The 14,445-nt window shown below is 36.8% G+C and carries 11 protein-coding genes; all 11 read right to left on the reverse strand.

Translation table 11 applies throughout. The features are described 5' to 3' along the window. Positions 1-8 precede the first annotated feature (8 nt). Positions 9-1,415, reverse strand: a complete 1,407-nt coding sequence (gndA, locus tag PGR10_RS07820) for an NADP-dependent phosphogluconate dehydrogenase (protein WP_316424206.1) — start codon at positions 1,413-1,415, stop codon at positions 9-11. 219 nt (positions 1,416-1,634) lie between these two features. Then, positions 1,635-2,786: a glycosyltransferase family 4 protein gene (locus tag PGR10_RS07825; protein ID WP_430923297.1), complete on the reverse strand. Its 1,152-nt coding sequence runs from the start codon at positions 2,784-2,786 to the stop codon at positions 1,635-1,637. Positions 2,787-2,870: 84 nt separating this feature from the next. Then, positions 2,871-4,244, reverse strand: coding sequence for a phosphomannomutase CpsG (gene cpsG / locus PGR10_RS07830; RefSeq protein WP_411325143.1), 1,374 nt, complete (start codon positions 4,242-4,244; stop codon positions 2,871-2,873). A gap of 16 nt (positions 4,245-4,260) precedes the next feature. Then, on the reverse strand, positions 4,261-5,679 hold the full coding sequence (locus PGR10_RS07835; protein ID WP_113373495.1) for a mannose-1-phosphate guanylyltransferase/mannose-6-phosphate isomerase: 1,419 nt from the start codon (positions 5,677-5,679) through the stop codon (positions 4,261-4,263). 55 nt (positions 5,680-5,734) lie between these two features. Next, complete coding sequence (locus PGR10_RS07840; RefSeq protein WP_430923298.1) at positions 5,735-6,724, reverse strand: polysaccharide pyruvyl transferase family protein; 990 nt, start codon at positions 6,722-6,724, stop codon at positions 5,735-5,737. Position 6,725: 1 nt separating this feature from the next. Continuing rightward, positions 6,726-8,267, reverse strand: a complete 1,542-nt coding sequence (locus PGR10_RS07845; protein ID WP_430923299.1) for a lipopolysaccharide biosynthesis protein — start codon at positions 8,265-8,267, stop codon at positions 6,726-6,728. Positions 8,268-8,327: 60 nt separating this feature from the next. Continuing rightward, positions 8,328-9,311, reverse strand: a complete 984-nt coding sequence (locus tag PGR10_RS07850) for a glycosyltransferase family 4 protein (protein ID WP_430923300.1) — start codon at positions 9,309-9,311, stop codon at positions 8,328-8,330. A gap of 13 nt (positions 9,312-9,324) precedes the next feature. Continuing rightward, positions 9,325-10,371: a glycosyltransferase family 4 protein gene (locus tag PGR10_RS07855; protein ID WP_316424211.1), complete on the reverse strand. Its 1,047-nt coding sequence runs from the start codon at positions 10,369-10,371 to the stop codon at positions 9,325-9,327. After that, entirely contained in the window at positions 10,364-11,590 is a 1,227-nt protein-coding gene (locus PGR10_RS07860) for a hypothetical protein (protein ID WP_316424212.1), read from the reverse strand. The genes PGR10_RS07855 and PGR10_RS07860 overlap by 8 nt, the downstream gene beginning before the upstream one ends. Positions 11,591-11,627: 37 nt before the next feature. Beyond that, a complete protein-coding gene (locus tag PGR10_RS07865; protein ID WP_430923301.1) occupies positions 11,628-12,992 on the reverse strand; it encodes a NosD domain-containing protein in 1,365 nt (454 codons plus the stop codon). 20 nt (positions 12,993-13,012) lie between these two features. Further along, positions 13,013-14,443 carry an undecaprenyl-phosphate galactose phosphotransferase WbaP gene (gene wbaP / locus PGR10_RS07870; protein WP_316424214.1) on the reverse strand — a complete coding sequence of 477 codons (1,431 nt, stop codon included), beginning with the start codon at positions 14,441-14,443 and terminating at the stop codon, positions 13,013-13,015. Positions 14,444-14,445 lie beyond the last annotated feature (2 nt).

The following is a 14,445-nucleotide window of genomic DNA, read 5'->3' on the forward strand; positions in this document are numbered from 1 at the left end:
TTACTGGCTTAGTTAATCCATTCAGTATGGAACACACCGTCTTTGTCAATGCGCTTATAAGTATGTGCGCCGAAGTAATCACGCTGAGCCTGAATTAGATTTGCTGGCAATACTGCAGAGCGATAACTGTCATAATAAGCGATGGCGGCTGAGAATGTCGGAACAGGGATACCATTTTGCACCGCATAAGCTACAACATCACGTAATGCCTGCTGATAATCATCAGCAATCTGTTTGAAGTAAGGAGCTAATAACAGATTAGCAATTTTTGCATCCTGATTATATGCATCGGTGATCTTCTGGAGGAACTGAGCGCGGATGATGCACCCTGCACGGAAAATTTTAGCAATTTCTCCGTAGTTAAGATCCCAATGATACTCATTCGAGGCTGCTCGCAACTGAGAAAAACCTTGAGCATAAGAAACGATCTTACCTAAATATAATGCTCTACGGACTTTCTCAACAAATGCTGTTTTATCACCGGCAAGTTTAGCTTGTGGGCCCGTCAATACTTTAGACGCTGCAACACGCTGCTCTTTAAGGGACGAGATATAGCGAGCGAAAACTGATTCCGTAATAAGGGACAATGGTTCACCTAAATCAAGAGAGCTCTGGCTTGTCCACTTACCAGTGCCTTTATTCGCGGCCTCGTCAAGAATGACATCAACCAAATAGTTACCTGCCTCATCTTTCTTTGTGAAGATATCTTTTGTAATATCAATGAGATAACTACTTAATTCACCTTCATTCCATTTGGTGAAAGTTTCCGCTAATTCCTGGTTGGAAAGATTTAAACCACCCTTCAACAATGCATAGGCTTCAGCGATTAGTTGCATATCGCCGTATTCGATACCATTGTGAACCATCTTAACATAATGGCCCGCGCCATCAGCCCCGATGTAGGTTACGCAAGGCTCACCGTCTTCCGCTACAGCCGCAATTTGTTTAAGAATTGGCGCAACCAGTTCATAAGCTTCTTGTTGACCACCAGGCATAATTGAAGGGCCTTTCAATGCCCCTTCTTCTCCGCCGGATACACCTGTCCCGATAAAGTTGAACCCTTCAGCAGAGAGTTCGCGATTACGGCGGATAGTATCCTGGAAGAATGTATTACCCCCATCAATTATGATATCACCTTTTTCCAGGTATGGCTTCAACGATTCAATTGCACTATCAGTGCCGGCACCGGCTTTAACCATCAACAGGATACGTCGAGGGGTTTCCAGAGATTCAACAAACTCTTTCACTGTGAAATAAGGGACTAATTTTTTGCCTGGATTTTCAGCAATAACTTCTTCAGTCTTTTCACGGGAGCGGTTGAAAACAGAGACGGTATAGCCACGACTTTCGATGTTGAGCGCAAGGTTTCGGCCCATCACCGCCATACCAACAACCCCTATCTGTTGCTTGGACATTACTTACTCCTGTCTGGTGTGGTCACTGCGACACGTTCGCAGTTTAAATGTGATGTTTATATTAGCTCAAAGCCTGTATGACGTATAGTGTAAAAGTGTTAACAAATGAAGAATAAAAAACATAACCCATTGAAAATTATGATATTCTACTCTTACATACAGCACCATTAACGCAATAAAAGCCAACCGATATGAAATTGTTTAGTTTTTCTGCATTTATTAATAATTGATTTTTTTAGTTTCAATAAACTCCGAATATTTAGAATTAACGTATTCAGCAATTTCCTGATTAAAGCGCTCGGTAGAAAATTTTAACGCATGCGCGCGGCAATCATTTGGAAGAATTTGATCTTGCATCGTTTCAAACTTTTGCACAGCATCAATGACTGAAGCTACATCCTGTTTGTCAAAAAGGATACCTGTTGGATTGTCTACACCAAATGGTCTTACTGTTTCAAGTGAACCACCTTTTCCAAACGCAATTACAGGCGTCCCACAAGACTGTGCTTCAACTGGAGTAATTCCAAAATCTTCTTCTGCAGCAAAAACAAATGCTTTAGCATTCCTCATATGCTCTTGCATGACCTCATTAGATTGATAACCCAGAATTTCAATGTTAGCCGTGGCTTTAGACTTTATCTTTTGCATCTCCGGGCCATCACCAACGACGACGAGTTTACGATCTGGCATGTGACTGAAAGCCTCAACAATCAGATCAATACGCTTATAAGGGACAAGCCGTGATGCTGTAAAGAAATAATCTTCTTTATCTTCATTCAGAAGGAAGCGATTGACGTCAACAGGCGGATAAATGACATCAGCTTCACGCCCATAAACTTTTTTAATCCGGCGCGCGATGAATTGAGAGTTAGCAATGAAATGATCAACGCCATTTGCAGTTCGATAATCCCACATACGCATTTTATGCAGAATCAATTTTGCAATTATTCCCTTTAAGCCATGATCTAAACCTGCTTCTCGAAGATACTGATGCTGAAGATCCCAAGCATATCTTATAGGGGAATGAACATAACTAATATGGAGTTGATCAGGACCAGTTAAAACCCCTTTAGCAACAGCATGGCTGCTTGAAAGAATGACATCGTGCTTTGATACATCAAGTTGCTCAATTGCTATTGGCATCAAAGGAAGATATGTTTGATATTTTTTCTTCGCTTTCGGTAGGCGTTGAATGAATGTTGTGGTTATTTCTTTATTCTGAAAGTGTTTTTTATTTTCAGAGGAGAGAAAATCCACAACAGAATACAAGTGCGATTCTGGATAGGATTTAATAAGTTCAGCTACAACTTTTTCTGAACCAGCATAAGTTATAAACCAATCAGCAACAATACCAACATTTAAATCGCGCATAAAAACCCATCGTATATTTATAATTCAACATGCAAAATATATAAGGTGCTCCATAATTGCAAAGCACCTTTAGGAATTTAAAATTTAAGCCCTTAATAATGCCAAAATCTCTGCAGTTTTGTTTTCCATTAAAGTAACATCACCTCTGGACTCTACATTTAGGCGAACTACAGGCTCAGTGTTAGAACTACGTAGATTGAAGCGCCATTCCGCAAACTCAAGGCTTATACCATCAGTATGGTTGATATCAAGGGCTTCCCCCTGATAGCGTTCAAGAACCCGTTTGATCGCAGACTGTGGATCGCTAAGGGAGCTGTTGATTTCTCCAGAAGCTGGGTAAGCTTGCATCCGTGTATTAACTAATTGGTTCAGCGTTTTATCTTTGATACAAAGCAACTCGGCAACAAGGAGCCATGGGATCATCCCGCTATCGCAATAGGCAAAATCGCGGAAATAATGGTGGGCACTCATTTCTCCACCGTATATCGCATCTTCTGCGCGCATACGTTCTTTAATGAAAGCATGACCTGTTTTGGACATCACGGGAATGCCGCCCGCCTTATTTACAATATCAATTGTATTCCAGCTTAAACGCGGATCATGAATAATACGAGATCCTGGATTCTTTTCAAGGAATGCGTCAGCCAAAAGACCAACAATATAGTATCCTTCAATAAAGTTACCCATATTATCGAATAGGAAGCATCGATCGAAATCACCATCAAATGCAATCCCCATATCAGCTTTATTCTTTATGACAGCGTCAGTGGTATCTTTTCTGCACTCTGGTAATAATGGATTAGGTATACCATTTGGAAAGGTACCATCAGGCTCATGGTGCACCTTTATAAATTCAACAGGAACATTCTGTTTTATAAACCGCTTCTCGAGGGCATCTATAACGTGGCCAGCTGCGCCGTTTCCAGAATTAACAACTAATTTTAGCGTTCTATTAATATTATTAAGATTAATATAGCTCAATAATTTATCAATATATGCATCTAATACTGAAATCGATTGATAAGTACCTTTAGGCTGTGATGAGTTTATAGCAAAATTATTCTCTTCGGCCAGACGCTGGATCTCCCTTAGCCCAGTATCACCACTGATTGGCTTTGAGTTCTCACGCACGAGTTTCATGCCATTATAATCAATTGGGTTATGACTGGCTGTTACCTCCACTCCCCCATCAACACCGAGATAGGATGTAGCAAAGTAGATCTCCTCTGTACCTGATAATCCGATGTCAAGAACATCAGTACCAGCGTCCTGTAATCCTTTGGCAAGGGAAAGTTTAAGGGATTCACTAGTTAGTCTAACATCGCCTCCAACAACCATTTTTTTAGGCTTAAGATACTCACCATAGGCACGGCCAATACGATATGCGATGTCCTCCGTAAGTTCAGAGCCTAACTTGCCGCGAATGTCATACGCTTTAAAGCAGGTTAATAATTCCATCATTTTCCCCGTTTAATCAAATTCCATAATGATCTTTTAGACGAACAATATCATCTTCACCTAAATATGAACCAGACTGAATCTCAAGGATTTCAAGAGCTATCTTCCCTGGATTTTCCAGCATATGAGTCGAACCTGCAGGAATAAATGTTGACTGGTTTTCAGTAAGTAAAAACTCACGATCGTTTAAGGTAATCTTCGCTGTTCCTGATAATATAATCCAGTGCTCGGCACGGTGATGATGCATTTGTAATGAAAACTTACCGCCCGGTTTAACTGTGACTTTGTTAATATGATATTTAGTTGTATTAACAACTTTATCACTATGCCCCCAAGGGCTATAGGATTCGCGGTGGATTCTATACTCACGGCGCGAAGTCATTTTAAGATGTTCAACTACGCGTTTAACGTCCTGCACTTGGGATTTATCAATAACGAGCACAGCATCTTTGGTACTAACTACTACCAGATTGTTAACCCCAACGGCAGCTACAAGTTGTTCTTCGCTATTTATATAACAATTAGAAGAATCATGGACAAAAACATCCCCTGATAGTGAATTCCCTTTACCATCCTTGTCGTTAACTTCCCACAATGCGGACCATGAACCCACATCATTCCAACCAGCATCCAATGGTACCACAGATGCAGACTGCGTTTTTTCCATCACTGCATAATCAACTGACTCATCAGGACAAGCAGAGAAAGCATCTTTGTCAACACGAATAAAGTCACGTAAAGAATCGGTATGCACAGTCTGCATTGCCTGTTTACATGAACTGAGAATATCTGGACGGAACTCATCCAACTCTTGTAGAAAGCGACTTGCTCGAAACATGAACATGCCGCTATTCCAGTAATATTCACCGCTGTCTAGATATTCCTGTGCTGTAGGCAAATTGGGTTTTTCAACGAAACGTTTTACATCATAAGCTACATGATCATCAAAATGTTCTTCGCTACCCCGCTGGATATAACCATAACCCGTTTCGGGACCAGTAGGCACAATCCCAAATGTTACAAGCTTTCCTTGATTTGCATAAACTACAGCACTGTTGATTGCAGCTTGAAAAGCTTCATTATTCTCAATAACGTGGTCTGCAGCCAAAACAAGGAGCAATGGGTCATCATCATGTGCAACTGCGTGTAACGCGGCAAGAGCTATAGCTGGAGCCGTATTACGCCCAATGGGTTCAAGAATAATATTATTAGAGAGCTTCTCGATTTGACGTAGTTGTTCAGCGACTAAAAAACGATGTTGTTCGTTACAAATTACAATAGGTTCTTTAGTCTCTAAACCATTAAGGCGAGTAATAGTTTCCTGAAGCATCGATAGCTCGCCGTGTAAACGTAAAAACTGTTTCGGATATAGCTCTCGCGACATCGGCCATAAACGACTTCCAGTACCTCCAGCCATTATCACTGGGAGAATCATGACTTAACCTCATTTAGTATATTAACAGTTCGATATAGAGACATTAAGAATTAAATTAAACAACAAAACTTTTGCATTTATCAGCTAATTCATTAGCATATTGCTCATGCAAAGTTTTATTTTTAATAATGGTATTCATTCCAATTTTCTTACCATCAAATTCAAAATTAGCAGTCGCATTGGCGTTCATATCGACGTCAATTCTATTAAAGAAGTCAAACAATCCATCGAAACGGCAGTTATCAACTTTATTTTTAAAGCCACCATTTACAAAAATAACTGGAGTCCCCATAGCCAGGCACGGAAGAGCTGTATGGATCCTGGATGTTACAACCAGTTTTGCATTAGCTAATTTCCTAAGAAATTCATCAGCTAATTTAAAACCTTCATCCGCAGAAAGGTACGGGATGATCTGTTTTTCATATTTAGCATGCTTAAGTAATTCACTATCAAAAAACTGATTAAGGACCTTACTTCTATGATTAAATTCAAATGCGCGACCATTTAGTAAGCGCTTACCAAAACGTAACGGTTGGCTAATTAACTCTGGTAATGACATTGAGTCATACATTACATCAATAAAATAAACATCATCCGTTACATTATCTCGTTTATATTTATTCCCCAAAGTAAGGGTCATGCAACCTGAATAATATGCATCAATTCCTTTTGAAATAAGCAAATCACGTGTGTAAAAATCACGGCAACCTATAGGTGCATGCTTTTTAAAATGCTCGATGCTCGCAGGTGTGAAAATTTTGTCTACAATAGTAGAGTTAATATGGATTGATACATATAAAGGAGTTATATCTTCAGATGGTGGAAAGTTTTCTGGTATATCCATGTACCACGCATTCATGATCATTTTTACTTTATTACCACTATAAGTATTCATATGATCTCGTGGTATATACTCATTCACGCAAGGTAAAAACTGGCGTGCTGCTGTACTTTGTACATAATCACCCAGATTGATCCAGTTTCTTTTGACATAGATGTCACTTTCGTATGTCAGGACGCCATATTTAGTATTGTTTACTTGCATGTTATTTCCTACCTAATTTTTTCTTTATTAAAGATATTAAATATTTTCTTTCTGAACTAATTAGCACCAAATAGAAAAAGAGTATAGTCACTGCAATTGTGTTTAAGGATATTAGAAGCAGTAATCCCAAAAATCCTACAGGAAGAACGGTGTTGATATAAAATGAAATTGCAAATGATATTAAAGAAACAGAAAATAATCGTGGAAAAATATTAAGAAAAAATATTTTACTCTTTAATCCTGTTACCTTTTCCACATACAGAACCCTGAATATAAGCATTGCAACTGCACAAAGTATACGACTCGAAACCGCCACGACCAATGCAAACCCTAATGAGTAAAGAGCATATGTAACTACTAAAGTTAAAAGCATTATCAATGATGCTATTAATTGATAGTTACGCAATTTCCCCACTGCATATGCTACTGTAACGAAAGGTCCTGAAAGAGAATCAACGATGACATACAGTATGACAATTCTTACCAACACCACCAAATGTTCTGGAACTTGTTTTAACCATAAGTTAATAACAAAAGGCGCATCTACAAAAGCAGGTACCGCTGCAATCAGTACGATAAAGCCAGTCAACTTACATGATAAAGACAGAAGAGAGGAAACCTCTTCATGATTTCCAGTTGAATGCTGCTTTATCAGTTGAGGATTAAATGCGGTTTGCAAAGTACCTATGACACGGTTAAATGCAATCAATACCTGCTCCGCTAACCAAACAGAACCATTCGCCACTACACCTACAAAGAAATATGTCAGCAGAGCGATACCTTGAGAAAGCCCAACTAAACTCAATGAGCCCATCATGGACCAACTCGAGAAGGTTAATATTTCTTTAAGCAGTTCTTTATTTTCTTTGAAACTCACCTTTACAGTGCATATATCTATTTTTCTAATACAGTTAACAAAATAGACAAAATACACTGAAATATATCCAAAAAGCAAGAACGCAGCATACCATATCAATTTCGAGTCGAAATCAAATAAGGTAAATAAATACACCATCCCCCAACGCTGAATGGCATCAAATATCCCTATCTTGGCAAACAAATCCATTTTTTCAGTAGCGATTAACGCTGCGATAAATGGTGTTTGCATTATCTGAACGAGGAGAGATACGACAGATAGTTGATACACCCAAAATATTTCTGTCATACGCTCAACAGGAACTCTTAATTTATAGATTAAGAACCATAAGCCAATTGTTTCAGCGAGGAATAAAACAGCACCGCATATTATAAAATGGACCAATATACTTGTCGAAAATACTCTTTTAGTCCAGGAAAAATCCCTTCTACCTAAACCAACAGACAAGAACCTTTGAGTTGCCAAAGCCGACACGTTTTGAATGAACGAAAATAAAACGATAATACTGCCAATGACACTGTAAAGCCCAAAGTCATAAACCCCAAGCGCATTTAAAACCAAGCGTGAGGTATAAAAAGTTGCAAACATTATCAGTAGCATCCTGCCATAAAGCATGAATGTGTTCTTTGCAACTATTTTTTTATTTGTAGCGTATTTTTCACTCATTTTTACCAACATTATCGTCAACACAGAAAAATTAATTCTTGTTTTACGATTTCTATACTCTTAATTACTTGTTAGATACTTATTAACAAGTTCAGCGGTAGCACTCCACGAATATTTACCGACCTGTTTAGAGCCTTTTCTAATAAGTTGGGTTTTAAGTTCAATATCAGAATGTAATTTAGATATTGCTGTTGCTATTTGCTGTATATTCTCAGGGTCGACCACCAGTGCTGCATCGCCAGCGACCTCTCCGAGGGAGGTTGTTTTGGAAGTAATAACGGGCACACCACTGGCCATTGCCTCAATGACCGGAAGACCAAAACCTTCATAGAAGGAGACAAAAATCAGTCCTTCTGCACCACGGTATAACTCAGGTAATTCTTCGGTTTTAACGAATCCAGTAAATACAACTCTATCAGTAAGTTCATTGATTTCAATGAGAGTCGCTAACTCATCTGTTTTCTTCCCAGTAAAAACAAGTTTTACGCTTTTAGGGATATCTGCTCTGGCAAAGGCCTGAATCGTTCCAACCTCATTCTTATGGCTTTTTCTGTTGCTGACACATAAATAATAAGGATAGCCAAACTCTTTCTTTTTCCCATCAGGTCTGAAATCGTTGGATACTCCATTACCGACATTTACAACCTTTTCAGCAGGAACTCCGGACCATTGAATGATTTTTTGTCGAGAAAACTCGGAAACAGTAAAAATATACTTAGCTTTTTGACACCCTCTTTTTATGACAACCTTATAAAATATTTTTTTTAACAAGCTGGAGTTTTCAGGACGTTCCAAATGATTCAAATCATGGATTGTAAATACATATGGTACCCTGGTAAATAACGGGGGAATATAACCTGGAAAAAAAACAATACCATCACGCATCTTCAACATCTTTAATGATGTTTTTATGCAATCAACAGGGCTGAATGGTTTGCCAGTGAAACCCGCACTTTTATAATTTGTAATTTTATTAATTTCTTCAGCAAATGTTCCGATTCCGCCTGAACCTGACCATCGGTCATCAATTAGAATGTTTTTCATAAATATCCATTGGTTAGTTGCTACTTATAATTTCTTTTAACTTTTGCGATAATGCTTCTATTTCTTCTTCTTCACTACCAGTTTTATATAAATAACCCTGAGGTATATAATCACGCATACCATCACGAGCAGGAGCTATAATGGAGACATTTGCCTTAATTGCTTCAAGCATTACAAGCGGTACCCCTTCATACAATGAAGGTAAAACTAATGCATCCACATCTTTGGTATGGTCCCATATATTATTCTTCCAGCCCATGTATTCAAAAGTCACATTAGAACTCAATGCGTCTGACATCTCTTTCATTTTGTTAAGGTCTGGACCATCACCAATAACCTTAACTCTTATATTTTTCTTGACATTAATTTTTTTTAAAGCGCCAACTAGTAAGTGTTGTCCTTTTTGCCGAAAATAGACCCTTCCAGCCATAAGCAAAACAAATTCATTTTCCTTGGGACGGTAAGTGTAACCACTCCCTCTTATATTTTCAGGGTTAAAATTAACTATAACATTACGCAACACTCTAACAGCAGCATTTGGGTTTCTTTTTGTAAGCTCACTAGCAAATATATTACTAATAGAGATATATTTGTCGCATTTTTTATAAACACTTCTTGATAGAATATCTTTAATCAAGGAAAGCTTACTTCCCATTAAAGAAAAACTATGTGTGTAAGGGATATAGCTAATTATTTGTTCCCTACAAACCCTAACCCCTTCATTTAAGAAAACAGAGCCTAACTCAATATCACCTTGAACAATGATAATATAGTCATAATCAGTACTTATTTTTTTTAAGAAATTCCTTGCCAGTGTTCTATATTTGAGATTAAAAAAAGAGTGAAGGATTTCTAATCTTTTATGACAAATCGCATGTGTATTATATTCCACACCTTGATTCGCAAGGATTTTTTTTAATTGTGAATTATCATCTGGTACAAAACATGATAAATCAATCCCTTTATTAAGGAATCTTTTTATATGAGCTATGGTCATTAATTCATGACCGCCCACGATTGATGCAGTAAATACAACCGCTGTTTTAAATTTATTAATCATTTGCACCTTCAGTTTTATTTTTATAATCTTGGTTAAACCAAACCGTACACAACCCCATCATGATAAATAGATTTGTTGCAGTCGGGGGCAGCCAAAAAGCACCATCTGATAATGCAGCGCAAAAATATGCGACAAATGGCAGAATATAAGGCGATCTTAACAACGGTTTTAATTTAAGAAAAATAAAACTCAAGAAATATAACATCATTGGCACACCAAAAATTTGCGCTATTGAAGCTGGGAGAACTTCATAAATCTCATAAAACGTTCTGTTGTAAGATAACATACCATTTAGCAGTATTAATGGGTGCTCTGTAATAATATCGATATAATATATAATCTTTTCAATTCTTCCGCTCCCTTGACTTAGGTCACGGTTAACCAATCTTTCATAAATTATTTTTGAAAAAATATTATCGGTATTTAATAAAATTAAAAACATGACTACCGAGGCTACGATTACAAGTAGCATTATTATCAATGCCATTGGTGATTTTTTTTCTGCGGTAAAAAACATCCATAAAAGCGCGCCAATCATACCAAGATATATAGATGCTGAGGCTGTCAATAATACGACTATTCCAAGTAAAGCCAATGGGACAATTGTCCCCTTTAACTCATTTCTTAAATTTGCAATAACAGCGAAACCAATTAATAATAGATTGGCGCCAAATACATTACCGTTTTGATATGTGGATGTGGCTTTTAGATAATGTATCCCCCAAATCATATTGTTTTTGTCTGCAAGAAAGTTTGGCGTTACTGCATCCTGGAAATTGGCTGTAATACCAGGAATAACCACAGTATAGTCACCAATTATCTTTTGCATTAAAGCATAAATAACAAGGATGTAAAAAATTAATTTTAAATAACGTTTCCAATTGTCAGCATTGTTGATACCAAGAGCGCCATAATAACAAAAAAAAGCAAACATCGAACTAATATATGCTATTTGAGATGACAATGGTAAAAATGGTGACCCCGAAAAAAACAATGCATTGTATGAAGATTGATTTATTAAAAATGAAAGCAATAATAATATTAATGGTATTAATGCGAGTAAAAGTTCTTTCGGTCTTGTCAGTGCATGCAGGGCTCCCATGAACATAAAATACATACTACTCAACAGGGAAATATATAGTGGGAACCCTCCGATTTTAGCACCTGCTTTGGGGATCGCAAATGTTATGAAAAGCAGTGCATCTTTTAACCTACTCATATTTCTTATCCATTTTTATATTCTTAATTTCAAAAAATCAATTTTGATATGATATTTGCTCTTTATTTATTAAAATATCATTTAATACATTGTTATTCGTTTTTACACTCAATTTCTTATTTATCTCAGTCTTAAAAAACTGTATAGCTTTAAAATTTTTTGATGGAATATTTATGAACGAATTATTAGCAATTGTTATGCTTGCATTCGGCTTCTTAACATTTCCAACCTTGATTGTGCTAGCCAGTTCATCAATTACAGTATCATATTTAAACTTATTATCGGAAATGTCAATATCGCCATTATTATTGCTAGTAAAATCAACAACCACATTGCCAAAATAATTATTTCTAACATTTAAATAATCAGCCGCACCATTTTGTTTGAAATACGAAATCAAACCTTCACTAACAAACACATTACCGATAAAGTTAATATTTTTATTAAGAGGTCTTTGACTAGCATTAAATATGGCAGCAATCGATTTGCCATAAACACCAGTGTTAAGTGCAAGATTATTTTTAAATATAATATTATCGCATATAAAAAAAGTAGCTAAACAGCCATGCTTAAAATTTTTGACAATATTATTTTTAGCAATGCTATTGTTACAACCTTCAAAATCGATACCCACATCACCGCCGTTTTCTACATAATTTGCAGCAATGTTTACACGATCCCCCATTGACCCCCAAATCCCCCCTAATCTAACATCACGAATTATATTATTATTAATTACTAATTCCGTACATTTTCTTTCATTATTCGGCTCACCATCTTTAACGGGATCCGAATCCCCCCCCCAGAACATAACTCCATGATAGAAAGCTGAGATTATATTATTACTACACCGCCCTCCATTTATATAACTAAGTTCAATACAGGCATGATTAGTTTTTATTTGTTTTGCATTAGCGCTACAAGATAACACATTTATATCCTGACTTATTTTTCCGATAAGAATATCAGAATATCTTTGTGTCATTTTGGAAGCAAAAATCCTACACCCTATACATTTGATTTTTTTTACAGTGATATCTTTAACATAGTCTATACACTGTACTACTACCATCATATCGTCTTCAGCAATGAAGGTCCCTCCTGAAATCTGTATATTTTTAGCATCTTTAATATTAAATATCGCAGTGCTATTATTACTTTTTTGTGTATTAATATAAATATTAGCCCCATCTGAGAAAATTATTTCTGACATCGAGCTAATGTTAATAGATGTTCCATCAAAGTAATAATCTCCAGAAGGGATTACAATTTTCTTACTATTTTGACCTTTAAATAATTCTGATAAATTTTTTTTAGTATTATTTATTGTTACTGCGCGTGCAAACTGACTGCTTAATGCTACACTAGAAATTGTTGATAACAAGAATGCTCTTCTATTCATGTTCACACCCACAGTAATTATTAATAAGCACCATCTTTTTTCAAAACAACTGTAATTGTTTTGAATAATATGGCTATATCATTCCACATTGACCAGTTTTTAACATACCAAGCATCGAGATATACTCGTGTGTCATAGTCAACATCACTTCTACCACTTACCTGCCATAATCCAGTCATTCCTGGTTTGCTCAGAAGGTAGTACTCTACTTCATCGTTATATCTTTCTAACTCAGCAGTGATAATTGGTCTGGGGCCAACCAGGCTCATCTCACCTTTTAAAACATTAAACAACTGAGGTAACTCATCCAAACTCGTTTTCCTCAGGAATTGACCAATCTTGGTAATTCGTGGATCATTTTTTAACTTAAATGTTGCATCCCATTCCGCTTTAGCATCAGCATCTGTAAGGAGTAACTCTTCCAAAACCTGCTTTGAATTAACAACCATTGAACGAAATTTCAAGCATTTAAAGGATTTACCGTCTTTCCCTACTCGTTCATGACCATAAATTGCCGGCCCACCATCCTTTTTAACCTTGCGGCTGATATATATCAGAAGTGGTGACAATATCACTATAATACTTATTGACCCTAAAATATCAAAAGTTCGTTTAAGTATTCTTGACGAAAGCTTCGCTAAATTTTGTTGAACTCGGAATATCATTACCTCATGACTAAAAATAAATGACATATCCGTACTGTCGAGTGGTACACCCCGTAACGTTGGAATAACCGATACGAATCGGTATCCTTTAATCATGAAATCTCTTAACCAAGCATTTCGTACATCGCCTTGATTTGCTTCTACTGCTACAATGAACTGTGTTCTTTTATCAATGCTATTCAGCCAGTTTTCTTCTGGCTTCAAAACATTTGCATTTTTTAACTTTTCTTTTATTAAATCCTGTTGCTCACCATCTGAAATAAAACCAACAATATTTAAACCAAGGTTTTTTTCACTTTGTATCGCATTATATGCATCTAATGCATTTTTACCACTGCCAACAATCCAAGTATCCCTTAGCCATAGCCCAATCTTTTTGAGTATCCATTTTGCAGCGATTCTTGACAATGGAACTAAAGCAAGGGCAAATAACCATGTCAGCAACCATACATATCTTGAAAAATACCATTTAGCAAATGCAATGACAGCGATCTCTATAACAGCAAAAATTATTAATGTCCGCAATATTTCTTTTAATTCAAACCAAAATGTTTTCCGATAAAAATAATGCCTGAGTCGTACTCCATACCAGCATATGCAACATACTCCCAGCAGCCAATGTAAAGCAACCCACCCGGATATTTGTTCTTCTGGCACGCGTTCTTCAAAGTGACTTAGCGTAACTGAAAGAATTCCTAAGGAAAGATATAAAGAGAGAACAAAGCCAAAAAAATCGGCAAGCGCGAGGATTACGCTGCAAGTTATATTTTTAGAAAAGTGCGTCATAG

Source organism: Klebsiella sp. 141198 (assembly GCF_050600785.1).
GTDB classification, from domain to species: domain Bacteria; phylum Pseudomonadota; class Gammaproteobacteria; order Enterobacterales; family Enterobacteriaceae; genus Klebsiella; species Klebsiella aerogenes.

What these genes read in the sequence shown, in the direction of transcription:
- gndA (WP_316424206.1), bottom strand. Translation starts at nt 1,415, where the DNA reads ATGTCCAAGCAACAGATAGGGGTTGTTGGTATGGCGGTGATGGGCCGA.
- PGR10_RS07825 (WP_430923297.1), bottom strand. Translation starts at nt 2,786, where the DNA reads ATGCGCGATTTAAATGTTGGTATTGTTGCTGATTGGTTTATAACTTAT.
- cpsG (WP_411325143.1), bottom strand. Translation starts at nt 4,244, where the DNA reads ATGGAATTATTAACCTGCTTTAAAGCGTATGACATTCGCGGCAAGTTA.
- PGR10_RS07835 (WP_113373495.1), bottom strand. Translation starts at nt 5,679, where the DNA reads ATGATTCTCCCAGTGATAATGGCTGGAGGTACTGGAAGTCGTTTATGG.
- PGR10_RS07840 (WP_430923298.1), bottom strand. Translation starts at nt 6,724, where the DNA reads ATGCAAGTAAACAATACTAAATATGGCGTCCTGACATACGAAAGTGAC.
- PGR10_RS07845 (WP_430923299.1), bottom strand. Translation starts at nt 8,267, where the DNA reads ATGAGTGAAAAATACGCTACAAATAAAAAAATAGTTGCAAAGAACACA.
- PGR10_RS07850 (WP_430923300.1), bottom strand. Translation starts at nt 9,311, where the DNA reads ATGAAAAACATTCTAATTGATGACCGATGGTCAGGTTCAGGCGGAATC.
- PGR10_RS07855 (WP_316424211.1), bottom strand. Translation starts at nt 10,371, where the DNA reads ATGATTAATAAATTTAAAACAGCGGTTGTATTTACTGCATCAATCGTG.
- PGR10_RS07860 (WP_316424212.1), bottom strand. Translation starts at nt 11,590, where the DNA reads ATGAGTAGGTTAAAAGATGCACTGCTTTTCATAACATTTGCGATCCCC.
- PGR10_RS07865 (WP_430923301.1), bottom strand. Translation starts at nt 12,992, where the DNA reads ATGAATAGAAGAGCATTCTTGTTATCAACAATTTCTAGTGTAGCATTA.
- wbaP (WP_316424214.1), bottom strand. Translation starts at nt 14,443, where the DNA reads ATGACGCACTTTTCTAAAAATATAACTTGCAGCGTAATCCTCGCGCTT.